This window comes from Sphingomonas sp. S2-65 (assembly GCF_021513175.1).
Classification (GTDB): domain Bacteria; phylum Pseudomonadota; class Alphaproteobacteria; order Sphingomonadales; family Sphingomonadaceae; genus Sphingomonas.
In genome coordinates, this window is sequence record NZ_CP090953.1 from 805,537 (window position 1) to 820,623 (window position 15,087).

The window sequence follows — 15,087 nt, forward strand, 5'->3', positions numbered from 1 at the left end:
TAGTCACCGATGCCCAACAGGGTCGTGCTCAACAACGTCGATCACCGCGACCTGACTGTCGCGATCCGCTACGGGGCGGAGTTCGGCGACGCGGTTAACCAGGTGCAGGTCTTTCCGGCCGAGTTCGAGGCGGCGCAGCGCGAATTCCCGATCGTTTTCCAGCGAGGTCCTGCCGGTCTGGACGCAGTAGCCCTGCTGGGATTGGACCGCGACGAGAACCTGTTCCTCAACGGGGATCGCTGGACCAGCAGGCACATCCCCCTGCTTCAGCAGCGTGGGCCCTTTTCCATCGGCACGGACGCGACCGGGGGGGGAACGCCGATGCTGCACATCGATCTGGACGACCCCCGAACCGGAGCCCCCGACGGAGCGGCGATCTTCCTGCAGCACGGCGGCAACGGGCCTTATCTGAACCATGTCACGCATCTGCTGCGGCTGATCCATGCAGGGGTTGAAGGTGCCAGGACGATGTACGCGGCGTTCGACGCGCTCGGCCTGATCGAGCCAGTTGCGCTGGAGGTAATGCTGAATGAAGACACCCGCTACGCGATTACCGGTTACGAGGTACTGGCACGGGAACGGCTAAACGCGCTTACCGGCACGCAGTTGGAGACATTGCAAAAGGCGGACTTTCTCGCGCCGGCATTTCTCATCCCCACTTCGCTCGGTAATATCGGCGAGTTGATCAGGCGCAAGAACGCGCGCCGAGGTGCCATATGAGCCATGTCGGGCTTGTCGCGCAGCGTACCCGCGTGATGGAGGGAGTCGCGCCCGATGCGATTCCCTTCGACAGGCTGATGAACGAGCAGCAGCCTACCATCCTGAGGGGCGTGGCATCCGATTGGCCCCTTGTGCGCGAAGGATCGGGTTCGGCGCAGAACGCACTCGCGTATCTGCGGGGCTTCGACGCTGGCCGACCCGTGGTGGGCTTCAAGGGCGCCCCGGCCATAGCCGGACGGTTCTTCTACAACGACGACGTAACCGGCTTCAATTTCGAAGGCGCACGTATCGGCTTGGCGGCAATACTCGATCAGATCGCGGCCCATCTCTCGGACTCCGAGCCACCGTCCTTCTATGTCGGCTCGACGGACCTCGGCATCTACTTGCCGGGCTTTCGCGAAGCCGGGAACGACCTGACACTCGATCACCCGATGTTCGCCGACAATGCACCGATCGCGAGCATATGGATCGGCAACCGAACCACGGCGGCGGCGCATTACGACATGTCGCACAATCTTGCCTGCTGCCTAGTTGGACGTCGGCGATTCACGCTTTTCCCCCCCAATCAGGTTGAAAATTTGTACCCCGGGCCGCTGGAACCCACCCCTGGCGGCCAGGTGGTCAGCATGGTCGATTTCGCCCGGCCCGACTTCGCCGCGCACCCTCGCTTTAGCGCGGCTGTGGCCGTCGCTGAGATCGCGGAACTCGAGGCCGGTGATGTGCTCTTCTACCCGGCCTTGTGGTGGCATCATGTCGAGGCGCTCGACCCCTTCAATGTGCTGGTGAACTATTGGTGGAATACCTCGCCAGCGTTCATGGACAGCCCGCAGAACACGTTGCTGCACGCACTGCTCAGCCTGCGCGACCGGCCTCAGCCTGAAAAAAACGCGTGGAGGGCGCTCTTCGACTATTACATATTCGGACCCGCCGACCGTGCCGGAGCGCATCTGCCCGACCGTGCCCGCGGCCCCCTCGGCCCGTTGGATGAGTTCACCGCGCGCCGGCTGCGCGCGCAGCTGTTGAGCAAGCTCAACCGATGACCGAAAAGCGCATCAGCCGGGTTGTGATCGCAGGCGGCGGAACCGCCGGGTGGATTGCGGCCGCCGCGTTGGTAAAGCAGCTAGGCCCACTGCTCGACATCACTCTTGTCGAATCCGATGAGATCGGCACCGTCGGAGTCGGCGAGTCCACCATCCCGACATCGCGCCGCTTTCACCAACTGCTCGGCATCGACGAGCCGACCTTCATGCGCGAGACGCAGGCCAGCTTCAAACTGGGCATCGCGTTCGAGAACTGGACGCACGAGGGCGATCGCTATTTTCACTCGTTCGGCCAAATCGGTCGCCAAGCGAGCTGGATGGCGGATTTCCATCACTTCTGGCTGGAGGCGCAGAAGCAGGGTTTTGGCGGCTCGCTTGCCGAGTACAGCCTTGAATTACAGGCAGCCGAGGCGGAACGCGTGGTGGCGGGTCCCGATGCTCCGGTTCAATATGCCTATCACCTCGATGCCACGCTCTATGCTCGCTTCCTCAGGCACCTGAGCGAGCCTGCGGGCGTGCGCCGCGTCGAGGGTAAGATTTCCCAAGTCGAGCAAAATGCCGACACTGGGTTCCTGACTGCGCTGATCCTCGAATCTGGCGAGCGTGTCGAGGGCGACCTTTTCCTAGATTGCACCGGCTTTCGCGCATTGCTGATCGAGCAGACGCTTGAGACCGGATTCGAGGATTGGGGCCGTTGGATCAGCACGGACAGCGCCTTTGCCGTGCAGACAGAGGCTGTCGCATCGCCGGTGCCGTATACGCGCGCCATTGCTCACCAGGCAGGATGGCGGTGGAAGATCCCGCTCCAACACCGCGTCGGAAATGGCCTGGTGTTCTGCAGTGACTTCCTCTCACCCGATGCCGCGCGGCAGCAGTTGCTCGACGCGGTCGAGGGAAAGCCGCTGATCGAGCCTCGGCTGATCCGGTATCGGACCGGCCAACGGCGCAAGGCTTGGAACAAGAACTGCCTCGCGCTGGGACTGGCGAGCGGCTTCATCGAGCCACTGGAATCGACCAGCATTCACTTGATCAAGACGGCGGTCACTCGGCTGATCCAGGCCTTCCCTTTCGCGGGTATCGGCGAAGCGCAGGTGGCACGTTTCAATGCGCAGGCGCGTCACGAGATGGAGGGCGTCCGCGATTTCATCATCCTCCACTATCACCTGAACAGCCGGGACGAGCCGTTCTGGGAACGGTGTCGAACAATGGCGATCCCCGACAGCCTAGCTGCCCGCATCGCGTTGTTCCAAGAAGGAGCGCAGGCGTACCAAGCGTCGGACGACCTGTTTCGCGTCGACAGTTGGGTGCAGGTGTTGCTGGGTCAGGGCGTGAAGCCGCGCGGGCATCACCAGCTTGCGCGATTGATGCCCGCGGGCGAACTGGACCGGGTCCTGGGCGAGTTGCGCGCGGGCATTTCCAAGGCGGTACGCGGCATGCCGCTACACGCCGAAACGCTCGCGCGTTATTGCCGAGCGTCTTCATAACATAGTGATGGGAAGCAGGATGGTGCGCTTGGGAAGAACGATCGCGCTGATCGCGGCGATGCTCATCGCCGATCCGGTAACGGCCGGCGAGCGATGGGTGTCCAGCTGGGGATCGGCGCAGATGGTGCCGACCGATGAAAACGTGCTCCCCCAGGCGCAGGCTTCCAATGTCACGCTGCGGCAGTTTGTCCGGCTCTCTGCCGCGGGCAAACGCATAAGGGTGCGGTTCTCCAATGCGTTCGGCACGCAGCCGCTGGCGATCGGAGCCGCGCATCTGGGCCGTCCCGTCAGGCTTGGCGCACCGGGCCTGATGGAGGGCGGACGGCAGCTGCGCTTTGGCGGCCAACCCGGGATCATCATCGCAGCGGGAGCAGAGGTATATTCCGATCCGGTGGACATGACGGTACCGTCGGGCGGGGACGTTGCGGTGAGCCTTTATCTGCCGCAGGCGCCGGTCGGGCAGACCGGGCATCCGGGTTCGCGGACGACGAGTTTCCTGATTCCCGGCAACCAGGTGGCGGAGCGGGAACCCGTCGATGCCACGCCGACGACGCGGTGGTGGGGGTTGGCGGATGTCGAGGTGGAAGTTGGCGAAAGTGCCGCGGGGGCGGTGGTCGCGATCGGGGATTCCATCACCGACGGCTATGGGGTTCTGCCCGATACCAATGCGCGCTGGACCGATATGTTGGCGGTGAGGCTTCGCGGCGAAGGCATCGGCGTGGTCAATGCCGGGATCGGCGGCAACCGGATCCTGCGCGACGGATCGGGCCCCAATTTGCTCGCACGCTTCGACCGGGACGTGATCGCGCGCAGTGGCGTGCGCTGGGCGATCGTGCTGGAAGGCGTCAACGACCTGGGCGTGCTGACCCGCGACGCGCCTGCGACCCCGCAGGCGCATGCCGACATCGTCACCCAGCTGATCCAGGCCTATAGCCAGCTGGTCGCACGCGCCCACGCGCACGGCATCAAGGTGATCGGCGGCACGATCATGCCGTTCGGCGGCAATGGCTATTACCATCCCGGCCCCGAGCTGGAGGCCGACCGCCAGGCAGTAAATCGCTTCATCCGCACCAGCGGGCTGTTCGACGCGGTGATCGACTTCGACCGGATCATGCGCGATCCGGCGCAGCCCGACAGGCTCAACCCGGCGTATGATTCCGGGGATCACCTGCACCCGTCGATCGCGGGCTACCGCGCAATGGGCGAGGCCGTGCCGCTGACGCTGTTCAAGGGGAAATAAGCGCCGCGCGGGGACGCTTGCGGGGCGTGGCGTCCGACTGGCGGCGGATCAGCGTGAAATCGAGCACCTGGCCCAGCGGATCACTCTGCGAGCGCTGCTCGCGTACCGCCGCGACCAGGGTCTCCACCGCGATCCGCGACATATCCGCGATCGGCTGGTGGATCGTGGTCAGCTCGGGCCAGATCGCCGTGGCGAGGGTGGTGTCGTCGAAGCCGCACACGGTGAGGTCGCCCGGCACGTCGATGCCCCGACGATGCGCCACCGCGACGGTGGCCGCGGCCATGTCGTCATTGGCCGCGAAGATCGCCGTCGGCGGATCGCCGACATCGAGCAGGAGCTCGGCGGCGTCGAGACCCGAGCGATACGTGAACAGCCCCTGTGCGATCAGTTCGGGGTCGCCGGCGATCCCCGCCCGGTCGAGCGCCGCGCGATACCCCTCCAGACGCCGGGCGCTCGCGGTCTGATTGGGATTGCCGGCGATGAAGCCGATGCGCCGGTGCCCAAGCGACAGGATGTGGTCGGTCATCGCCAATGCGGCGGCGAAATCGTCGATCGCGACCGACAGCACGCCGGCGCGCGGACGGCCGGTGGCGACTACGACCGCAGGCGTGCCGGATTCTTCCAGCACCGCCAACACTCCTTCTGAATCGCACAAAGGCGGCGGCAGGATGATGCCGTCGATCCCGGCATCGACCAGCCGGCGCGCCACTTCGATCTCATGATCGCCGATGTCGCACTTCTCAACCACCAGCTGGGCAGCACTGCGGCTCGCCTGATCGAGGCTGCCGACTAGGAATTCGCTGAGATAGCCGGCGCTGGGATTGCTGTAGAGCAAGCCGATCCGCAACTGCCGAACCCCCGCCAGACTGCGCGCGGCGAGGTTAGGGGCGTAGTTCAGCGCCGCAATGGCCTGTTCCACCACCTGGCGGGTGGCGTCGCGGACATTGGCTTCGCGGTTGATCACACGACTGACCGTCATCGCCGAGACACCGGCTCGACGCGCTACATCGCTGATGGTGGCAAGCTGCTTCTGCCGACGAGGGGTCCTGGACACGAATGGGGACTTCCGCAGTTGGCCAGAAAGGTCAAGCCTGCGCCCGGCCGCCTGGAAACAAAGGCGGCGGCGGACAGGGGTCGTCCGCCGCCTAGTGGGAGCTCAAAGCGGACGATCAGAACCGGCCGCGGATACCGACCAGGACCGTTCGGCCCGGATTATATTCGTTGAAGGTCGCGTTCTCGAACTGGAAGTAGCTGCTCTGCGCTTCCTTGGTGATGTTGATCACGTTGAGCACCAGGGTCGGCAGATACTTGGCACCCAGGATCTTGCTGAGATCGACATTGCCCGAGAAATCCAGCTGCGAGTAATCGCGGCCGAAGATCGCCGCGGCGGGAAGCCCGTTCTGGTTGAGCCCCGAACTCTGCGATCCTTCGTTGAAGGTGTAGGTCAGCCGCGCCGAGATGCCGTTGCCTTCGTAATAGCCGGTCGCGGTGTAGGTGGTCGGGGCGACGCCGATCGCCACCGCCGGCGCGCCGGCACCCTCCCCCTTCTGGTCGATCAGCGTCAGATTGCCCTGGAAGCCAAAGCCTTCGACGCCGATGTAGCGGGTGAGGAAGTCGAGCGGCTGCGTGATCTGGAATTCCAGACCGTTCACCTTGAGCTTGCCGTCCGAGTTGACCTGCTGCTGGATGACGATCGGCACCGAGCTGAGCGATTGGCCGGGCTGAGCCCGCGCCGCCAGCGCGTCACGCTGTGCCTGAGTGAGAGAATCGATCGTGATGCCGTAGGGATCGAGGAACGAGAACGGCACCGTGTTGAGCCCGTTGACGGTGAAGCCGGTGATCGACTTGCGGAACGCCGCAAAGGCGATGACGCCTTCCCCGCCGGTATAATATTCGAAGCCCAGATCGATGTTGGTCGAGATGTAGGGATCGAGCGCGCTGTTGCCGACGGTGCCGATGTCCGCCGAAGGCTGGACGAAGCTGGCGCCCGGCAGCAGCGCGTTGGGATCGGGCCGAGTCAGCGTCTTCGACAGCGAGCCGCGCACCACTGCCTTGCCCGCGAAGTCGAAGGCGATGCTCGCCGAGGGCAGGAAGTTCGAATACAGCGTGCGCGTATTCGGGAAGGTGTTGACGTTGGGATAGCGGCCACCGTCCGGCAACGTCGCGCCGCCCGCCAGCGTGTTGCGCGGATCGGGAACGCTGACGCGGCCGCCGACGATCTGTTCGGTGCGGACATAGCGAATGCCGCCGTTCAGCCGCAGCGTGTTGTCGCCGATGTCGAAGATGCCGTTCGCCTCGGCAAAGGTGCCCGTCACCTTTTCCCGGATCAGGCCGCCATTGGCGCCGCTGCTGCCCGCACCGGTCTCGGTCGCCTGCGACAGCAGCGTGTCGTAGTTGGTGGCCGAACGGAACTTGTTCCAGTCGACGGTGATGAAGCCGTTCTCACCCGGCAGCAGGTAACTCGGCACCGCCGCGGTCGGGATCAGCGAGCCGGCATAAGTGATCGGCGGCCCGCCGACTGTGGCGTTGGTGCCATAGCCCGGGAAGGTCGGAAAACCGGTCGGTGCGACGGTGCCCGGCTGGTTGAGCCCGGTGCACGGCGTGGTGCCGGTGTTCGGCGCGAGCAGCGAGATGTTGATGCCGTTGCCGCAGATCGCGTTCTGCCAGGGATTGGTGTTGTCGAACGGCGTGATCCGGCGCTTCGTGTCGTCAAAGGCGCCGCCGACGCGAATGCTGAAGCGGCTCGCGTCGCCGAACAACAGGCTGCCGCGCACGCCCTTGGTCTCGGTCTGGCGCTCTTCGCCGTTCAAATTGACGCGGCCGCCGCCGGCCCAGCCGAAGTTGCGCGGATCGTTGAGATCGATGTTGGCGGTGATCTGCGGAATGGTGCCGTCGTTGACATAAGTGGCGGTCGTCCCGCTGCTCGGCGGGGTGATCACCAGCACCGTCGGGCTTTCGCGGCGGAAATTGCTCTTGGTGTAGTTCGCCTGCAGGTCGCCCTTGATCCACTCGTTGACTTCGAAGTCGAGGCCGGGGTTCACGCCCCAATAATCCTGGACGTCGCGGTACGGGCGGTATTCAAGGAAGAACTGCGCGTTGGCGAAGGTCCCGCCGGTCACCACGCAGCCGGTGGTGCAGTCGCTGCGGTCATAGGTGGTGTTGATCGGGATCGACGCGCCGTTGCGCCCGACGAAGTTCATCGCGGTGCGGGTGAATTCGCTGGTGCGCTTGCCGTACATGCCGTCGACATAGAAATGCAGCGCGTCGCTGGGCCGCCATTCGGCCGACGCCAGATAGCTCTGCCGGTCGCGATAGCCGATCTCGGTGCGCGGACGGCCGAGGCGCGGGATCAGGCCATTGTCGATCTGAGTGATGTTGGCGCCTGGATTGAGCGCGAGCAGCGCCTCCTGGTTGAGAACCGCGCCGGGCGTCAGGCCGTTGCCGGCATTGACGGGCACGGTGCCGGGAATGGTGAAATTGCCGCCGCCCGTGCTGTTGCAGGCGGTGCGGCACTGCGCCGCCGCGATCTGTGCGGGGGTGGCGCCCGCCGGCGGGGTGGTGAGGTTGGGGTTGGTCCAGCCGATCGTCTCGAACCCGTCGACGCGGAACTCGTTACGCGCCAGCGAGGCGCCGGCGAGAATGCCGAAATTGCCGAAGGTGGCGCTGGCCAGCACATGGCCGCGATAGCCCCATTTGTCGGCGCCACTGTTCTTGGTGCCCTGCAGCGCATAGCTGACATAGGGCTTGGGATTGTCGAACGGACGGGCCGAGCGCAGGTTGACGGTGCCGGCGGCGCCGCCTTCGACCTGGCTGGCGACCGGCGACTTGCTGACGGTGAGCTGGGTAAACAGCTCGGTCGGGAGCATGTCGAGATCGACTTCGCGGTTGGTGCTCTGCGCGTCGAAGCGGACGCTGGCGATGGCCACCGGCGCGCCGTTGAGCAGCACGCGCGTGAAGTTGGTGCCCAGGCCGCGGATCGCGACGTTGGTGCCCTCGCCGGTCACTTCGCGGCCGATCGTCACGCCGGGGATGCGGTTGACCGATTCCGCGATGTTGGTGTCGGGGAACTTGCCGATATCCTCGGCGAAGATCGTGTCGGTGAAGCCGATCGAGTTGCGCTTGGCGTTGGTCTGGCTCTGCAGCGATGCGCGGTAGCCGGTGACCACGATGTCCTCGTTGCCGGTGGCCGAAGGGTCGGCGGGCTGCGCCTGCGCGCCGGCATCGTCGATCTGAGTGGGGGCGGTCTGCCCTGCCCCGTCCTGCGCCGCCGAAGCCGGCGTGTCGGCGGTGCTGTTCGACGAGGCAGTGGGCGCGCTCTGCGTCTGCGCCTGCGCGAAGGCCGGCCAAGCGGCGGTGGTCAGCAGCAAGGTGGTGGCGAGCGCCAGCGGACGGCGCACGGCGAGCATGGTAGCGCGATCAGTCATTACATCCTCCCAAGACCGCCATGTGCTGGTGCACGTCGGCTTGGGCCGATCATGGTAGCGGTCACATTATTGGTAAGCCGGGTGTCGCACCGGTGTCAATGGGGTGCCGCGGGGTTGCTGAGGGTTGGGGTGGCGGGTGAGGGTTACGTATCCCTCTGCCTCGAACTGGCAGAAGAAGCGGGATCCCGGCTCGAGGCCGGGATGACGAAGAAGGGCGGGGCTTGGCCCGGTGCGCTCAGTGGCCGGGTGCGAACGGGAAGCTTTGCGCCTTGTACCAGTCGAGCGGATGCTCGGGCTGGGCGGTGCCGGCCGGCAGCGGACGGCCGCTGATCGACTGGAAATAGGCGATGCTGGCGTCGCGCCACCACCGGGCCTCGCGCTCCTGGACGTTGAGGAAGGCGGCGGTCTGCTCCCAGCGCTCGGCATCGACATGGGGGCGCAGCGCGTCCCATTGCCGGCGCATCGTCCCCACCGCGGTCACGCCGCGATCGTAGCGGCGCACCAGCGTGTCCCACAGCGTCGACCCGTCGGCCATGCGCCGGTCCCACGCGACATGGTGGAACCACAGCAGCAGGTCCTCCCCGGTCTTGCCGGGGTCGGCGAAGCGGCGCGCGACCGGCGGGGCATATTGCGCGACTGCGTTGCTGCCGGTGCGGGTGCGGTCGAAGCCGATGCCGCTCGCGTTGGCGCGGTGGTAATAGGTCGGGTTCCACTCGGGGCGCGCCAGATCGGACACCCACGGCCCCGGGCCATAATGATGGCCGGTCGCCATCAGATGGGCGAGGCCGAGCGGCGTCATGTAGTCCACCGCTGCCTGGCGCGAGCCCATCATCATCTCGACGGCCGGCCGGACGAAGGTGGGGTCGGGCGTGAAGGTGAGCCCCGCCCATTCGGTGGCGATGGCGCGTGGGTCCGCGGTCGGGTTCCAGGCGAGCCGGCCGAACGCGTACCAATTGGCCTGGTCGAAGGTCGAGCCCGACCAGTCGCGGTCGCGGCCGATATTGGCGACCCCGGCGATGCCCGACAGGCGGTGCCCGTCGAGCGATCCGTCGACGACCCTGGCCACGGTCGAGCCGCGGCCCTTGGCGAAGGTGTCGGCCTCCAGCGTCTCGGCGAACAGCGTGCCGAGATAGACGAGGTGCGTGGAGAAGCCGAGATATTCCTTGGTGATCTGGAACTCGATCATCATCGGCGTCTTGGGCATCGCGCCGAACAGCGGGTGGAACGGCTCGCGCGGCTGGAAGTCGATCGCGCCGTTCTTGACCTGCACCAGGACATTGTCGGCGAACTTGCCGTCGACCGGCTTGAACTCGCTATAGGCCTGCTTGGCGCGATCCTCCGGGTCGGTCTCGGCATAGACGAAGGCGCGCCACATCACGATGCCGCCATGCGGCGCGACCGCGGCGGCGAGCGCGTTGGCGCCGTCGGCATGGCTGCGGTGATAGTCGCGCGGGCCCGGCTGGCCCTCGCTGTTGGCCTTGACCAGGAAGCCGCCGAAATCGGGAATGGTGCGGTAGATCTCGTCGGCCTTGGCCTTCCACCAGGCGCGCACCGCCGGGTCGAGCGGGTCGGCGGTCTTGAGGCCCCCCAGCTCGATGGGCGCGGAGAAGCGCGCGGAGAGATAGACCTTGATGCCGTAGGGGCGCAGGGTGTCGGCCACCGCGGCGGCCTTGGCGATATACGGCGCGGTCAGGCTCTCGGCCTTGGCGTTGACGTTGTTGAGCACGGTGCCGTTGATGCCCAGCGAGGCGTTGGCGCGGGCATAGTCGATGTAGCGTGGGTCCTTCGCGTCGGGCAGCCGCCACCAGTCCCAGATCGACTGGCCGGCATAGCCGCGCTCGACGCTGCGATCGAGATTGTCCCAATGGTTGAGGATGCGCAGCTTGACCTTGGGGCGGTCGGTGACATTCAGGCGGTCGAGCGGCTGGCAAAGCTGCAGGCGGCGGATGAGCGCGAAGGCGCCGTAGAGGACGCCGGCGGGGCGGCTGGCGGCGATCACTGTGACCGGCCGGCCGGCGACCGTGGCGCTGCGCAGGAGATAGCCTTCGTCGCCGAGCCCGGCGAGCGGGAGGCCGAGCGCGGCCACCTGGGGCGAGCGGGCGGTGCCGATGACGATCGCGCCCTGCCCGCCTTCCCGCGGATTGGCGCGGAGCCCGGCAAGCGCGCGCTCGAGCTCCTGGGCGGCGACGCGGATGGTGGGGTCCTGCTCCTGCGCGGCGACCGCGCCCGGCAGCGCGGCGGCCTGCGCGGCGGGTAGCGGGCGATAGCGGAGCCAGAGGTCGTAGCCGTCCTCGGCCGAGGCCGGCGCGGCGCCGAGCATCAAGGCGAGAACCACGGCACATCGTGCGACCAGTCGACGCATCATCTCTCCTTTGGCGGCCGCCGCTTCGTGGCGCAGCCTTGACAATTTCGGCATGGCTATCATGGTAGCGTTACCAATGACAAGGCGGCCCGAGCCGCCGTGCGGCCGGAAGTGCCGAAGGAGAGGATATCGATGGCTACCCGCGAATTTTCGGGGCTGCGCCCCAGCCGCCGCGCGCTGCTCGGCTGGCTCGGCTCGGCATCGGTCGCCGCGCTGCATCCCGCCGTCGCCCGCGCCGCCGCCGGCCCGGTCTACAAGGACGCACGCGCGCCGGTGGACCTGCGGGTACGCGACCTGCTCGGGCAAATGACGCTCGAGGAGAAGGTCGGCCAGATCATCTCGCTATGGGGGACCAAGTCGCAGATCATGGCCGAAGGCGGGCTCGACTTCGACGCGGCCAAGGCGAGCGCCAACTATCCCCACGGCTTCGGCCAGGTGACGCGTCCGTCGGACCGGCGCGGGGGACCGCAGATCGCCGCGGTGGCCGGGGACACCGGCGCGCGCTGGCGCGGCGGCGCTTCCACCATCGCGTTCGTCAACGCGGTGCAGCGCTGGGCCACGCAAAAGACACGGCTGGGCATCCCGGTGATCTTCCACGAGGAATCGCTGCACGGATACATGGCGCCCGACGCGACCATGTTCCCGCAGGCGATCGGCATGGCCGGCAGCTTCGACCGCGAACTGATGCACGACGTGCAGGCAGTGATCGGCCGCGAAGTGCGCGCGCATGGCAGCCACCTGGCGCTGTCGCCGGTGGTGGACATCGCCCGCGATCCGCGCTGGGGACGCATCGAGGAGACGTTCGGCGAGGATCCCTATGTCTGCGCCGAGATGGGCGTGGCGGCAGTGCGCGGGCTGCAGGGCGACGGCACGACGCTGGCGCCGGGCAAGGTGTTCGCGACGCTCAAGCACATGACCGGGCACGGCCAGCCTCAGGCGGGCAACAATATCGGCCCCGCGCCGATCGCCGAGCGCGAGTTGCGCGAGCATTTCTTCCCGCCGTTCCGGGCGGTGGTGGAGCGCACCGGCATCGCCGCGGTGATGCCGTCCTATAACGAGCTGGACGGCGTGCCGAGCCATGGCAACAAATGGCTGCTGACCGACGTCCTCCGCGGCGAATGGGGCTTTCAGGGCGCGGTCGTCAGCGATTACGGCGCCGTCGAGGAACTCGCGACCATCCACCACGTCACGGCCGACAAGGAGGAGAGCGCCCGCGCCGCGCTGGCAGCCGGCGTCGACAGCGAACTGCCCGACGGCAATGCCTTCCGCACGCTGGTGGCGCAGGTTCGCGACGGCCGCGTGGCGCAGGCGGCGGTGGACGCGGCCTGTGGACGCATCCTGGCGCTCAAATTCCGTGCCGGACTATTCGAGAACCCCTATGCCAATGCGCGCACTGCCGACCGCCTGACCGGCAATGCCGAAGCCCGTGCGCTGGCGCTGAAGGCCGCGCACCGTTCACTGTGCCTGCTCACCAATGACGGCACTCTGCCCCTGGCTCCCGGTGCGCATAAGCGGGTCGCAGTGATCGGCCCGAATGCGGCGGTCGCGCGGCTGGGTGGCTATTCGGGTCAGCCGCGCGTGGCGATTTCGCTGCTCGAGGGCATTCGCGCCAAGCTGCGCGGCAAGGCCGAAGTCGTTCATGCGCAGGGCGTGTTCATCACGCGTTCCGAGGACCGGTCTGCGGATGCCGTGGACCTGGCCGATCCCGCCGAGAACCGCCGCCTGATAGCAGAGGCGGTGGCGGTCGCGCGCGGCGCCGATGTCGTCATCCTGGCGATCGGCGACACCGAACAGACCAGCCGCGAAGGCTTTGCCAAGAACCATCTGGGCGACCGCACCAGCCTGGACCTGGTCGGCGAGCAGAACGAATTGTTTGACGCGCTTCACGCGGCCGGCAAGCCGATCGTCGTATGCGCGATCAACGGCCGACCGCCGAGCTGGCCCAACGTGGTGGCGAAGGCCAATGCCGTGCTCGGCTGCTGGTATCCCGGCCAGGAAGGCGGCACCGCGATGGCGGACGCGCTTTGGGGAGACGTCAATCCCGGCGCCAAGCTGCCGGTGACGGTCGCCCGCAATGTCGGCCAGCTGCCGCTTTATTACGACGCGAAGCCCAGCGTCGGGCGCGGCTATCTGTTCGACACCGCCAGCCCGTTATTCCCGTTCGGCCACGGCCTGAGCTACACCAGCTTCGAGATGAGCGCCCCTGTCCTGTCGCAGCCGCGCATCGGCCGCGAAGGATCGGTCGAGGTGACGGTGACGGTCCGCAATACCGGCCAGCGCGCCGGCGACGAAGTGGTGCAGCTATACCTGCACGACGAAGTCGCCAGCGTCACGCAGCCGGTCAAGAAACTGGTCGGGTTCCAGCGGGTGACGCTCGCTCCCGGCGAAAGCAGGGCGGTGCGGATCACGCTCGACCGGAACGCCTTCTCACTGTGGAACCGCAGCCTCGAGGAAGTGGTCGAGCCCGGCCGCTTCACAATCATGGCCGGGCCGAACTCGGCCGATCTCAAGTCGGCGGCGCTGGAGATCGCCTGATGCCCCGGATCACCGCCGCGCGCGTCATCGTCACGTGCCCCGGACGCAATTTCGTCACGCTGAAGATAGAGACCGATGAAGGCGTATACGGGCTGGGCGACGCGACGCTGAACGGGCGCGAGCTGGCAGTCGCGAGCTACCTTGCCGACCATGTCGCGCCGTGCCTGATCGGGCGCGATGCGCACCGGATCGAGGATGTCTGGCAGTATCTCTACAAGGGCGCCTATTGGCGGCGCGGCCCGGTGACGATGGCGGCGATCGCTGCCGTCGACACGGCGCTGTGGGACATCAAGGGCAAGATCGCGAACCTGCCGGTGTACCAGCTGCTCGGCGGCGCCAGCCGCGAAGGGTGCATGGTCTACGGCCATGCCAATGGCCGCGACGTCGAGGAGACGCTGGACGACGCTCGCCGGCATGTCGAGCAAGGCTATAAGGCTGTCCGGCTCCAGTCTGGCGTCCCGGGGCTCGCCGCGACCTATGGCGTCGCCAAGCACGGCCAACGCTACGAGCCGGCTGATGGCGACCTGCCGACCGAAAGCCTGTGGTCGACATCGAAGTATCTGCGTTCGGCCCCTGCCCTGTTCGAGGCGGGCCGCGAGGCGCTTGGCTGGGACGTGCACCTGCTCCACGACGTCCATCATCGGCTGACGCCGATCGAGGCGGCCCGGCTCGGCAAGGACATGGAGCCCTATCGGCTGTTCTGGATCGAGGACGCGGTTCCGGCCGAGAACCAGGCCAACTTCCGGCTGATCCGTCAGCACACCACCACGCCGCTTGCAGTCGGTGAGGTGTTCAATTCGATCTGGGATGCCAAGCAGCTGATCGAGGAACAGCTGATCGACTATATCCGCGCTACGGTGGTCCATGCCGGGGGCATCACCCACCTGAAGCGGCTGGCGAGCTTCGCGGCGATCCACAATGTCCGCACCGGCTGCCACGGCGCCACCGACCTGTCGCCGGTGTGCATGGCGGCGGCGCTGCATTTCGGACTGTCGGTGGCCAATTTCGGCATCCAGGAGTTGATGCCGCACACCGCCGAGACCGACGCGGTGTTCCCCCATGGCTACAGCTTCGCCGACGGGCTGATGCACCCGGGCGATGGCCCCGGGCTGGGCGTCGACATCGATGAGACGCTTGCCGCCAGGTACGAGTACAAGCGCGCCTATCTACCCGTGAACCGGCTCGAGGACGGGACCGTCTGGGACTGGTGAGCCGACGCTCGGCAAGTGCTTGCCGGGGGCGAATTGTGCGTTATGGTAGCGCTACCGAACACTTGCGCAGG

9 protein-coding genes are annotated in these 15,087 nt (G+C 66.7%); 6 read left to right on the forward strand and 3 right to left on the reverse strand.

The features are described from left to right. Nucleotides 1-9: 9 nt before the first annotated feature. The 4 genes from LZ586_RS03860 to LZ586_RS03875 are packed head-to-tail and all read left to right on the forward strand — an operon-like array spanning nucleotide 10 to nucleotide 4,484. Nucleotides 10-720: a SapC family protein gene (locus tag LZ586_RS03860; RefSeq protein ID WP_235078367.1), complete on the forward strand. Its 711-nt coding sequence runs from the start codon at nucleotides 10-12 to the stop codon at nucleotides 718-720. Beyond that, the gene (locus LZ586_RS03865) at nucleotides 717-1,760 is read left to right on the forward strand and encodes a cupin-like domain-containing protein (RefSeq protein WP_413777312.1); all 1,044 of its coding nucleotides are present in this window, start codon (nucleotides 717-719) and stop codon (nucleotides 1,758-1,760) included. Before LZ586_RS03860 ends, LZ586_RS03865 begins: the two co-directional genes overlap by 4 nt. Continuing rightward, nucleotides 1,757-3,244 carry a tryptophan halogenase family protein gene (locus LZ586_RS03870; RefSeq protein WP_235078368.1) on the forward strand — a complete coding sequence of 496 codons (1,488 nt, stop codon included), beginning with the start codon at nucleotides 1,757-1,759 and terminating at the stop codon, nucleotides 3,242-3,244. Before LZ586_RS03865 ends, LZ586_RS03870 begins: the two co-directional genes overlap by 4 nt. 19 nt (nucleotides 3,245-3,263) lie before the next feature. Next, entirely contained in the window at nucleotides 3,264-4,484 is a 1,221-nt protein-coding gene (locus LZ586_RS03875) for an SGNH/GDSL hydrolase family protein (protein WP_235078369.1), read from the forward strand. Here the strand turns inward: LZ586_RS03875 and LZ586_RS03880 are convergent. The 3 genes from LZ586_RS03880 to LZ586_RS03890 form a co-directional block, all read right to left on the reverse strand. Then, nucleotides 4,471-5,538 (reverse strand): LacI family DNA-binding transcriptional regulator, encoded by a 1,068-nt coding sequence (locus tag LZ586_RS03880; protein ID WP_413777313.1) that lies wholly within the window; start codon nucleotides 5,536-5,538, stop codon nucleotides 4,471-4,473. The genes LZ586_RS03875 and LZ586_RS03880 overlap by 14 nt on opposite strands. A 115-nt stretch (nucleotides 5,539-5,653) precedes the next feature. Further along, a complete protein-coding gene (locus tag LZ586_RS03885; RefSeq protein WP_235078371.1) occupies nucleotides 5,654-8,908 on the reverse strand; it encodes a TonB-dependent receptor in 3,255 nt (1,084 codons plus the stop codon). Between the two features lie 235 nt (nucleotides 8,909-9,143). Next, the gene (locus LZ586_RS03890) at nucleotides 9,144-11,273 is read right to left on the reverse strand and encodes an alpha-glucuronidase family glycosyl hydrolase (protein WP_235078372.1); all 2,130 of its coding nucleotides are present in this window, start codon (nucleotides 11,271-11,273) and stop codon (nucleotides 9,144-9,146) included. 129 nt (nucleotides 11,274-11,402) lie between these two features. On the opposite strand from LZ586_RS03890, the gene LZ586_RS03895 reads away from it, so the two are divergent. Continuing rightward, a complete protein-coding gene (locus tag LZ586_RS03895) occupies nucleotides 11,403-13,805 on the forward strand; it encodes a glycoside hydrolase family 3 N-terminal domain-containing protein (protein ID WP_235078373.1) in 2,403 nt (800 codons plus the stop codon). Further along, nucleotides 13,805-15,016 carry a D-mannonate dehydratase ManD gene (gene manD / locus LZ586_RS03900; RefSeq protein ID WP_235078374.1) on the forward strand — a complete coding sequence of 404 codons (1,212 nt, stop codon included), beginning with the start codon at nucleotides 13,805-13,807 and terminating at the stop codon, nucleotides 15,014-15,016. Before LZ586_RS03895 ends, manD begins: the two co-directional genes overlap by 1 nt. Nucleotides 15,017-15,087 lie beyond the last annotated feature (71 nt).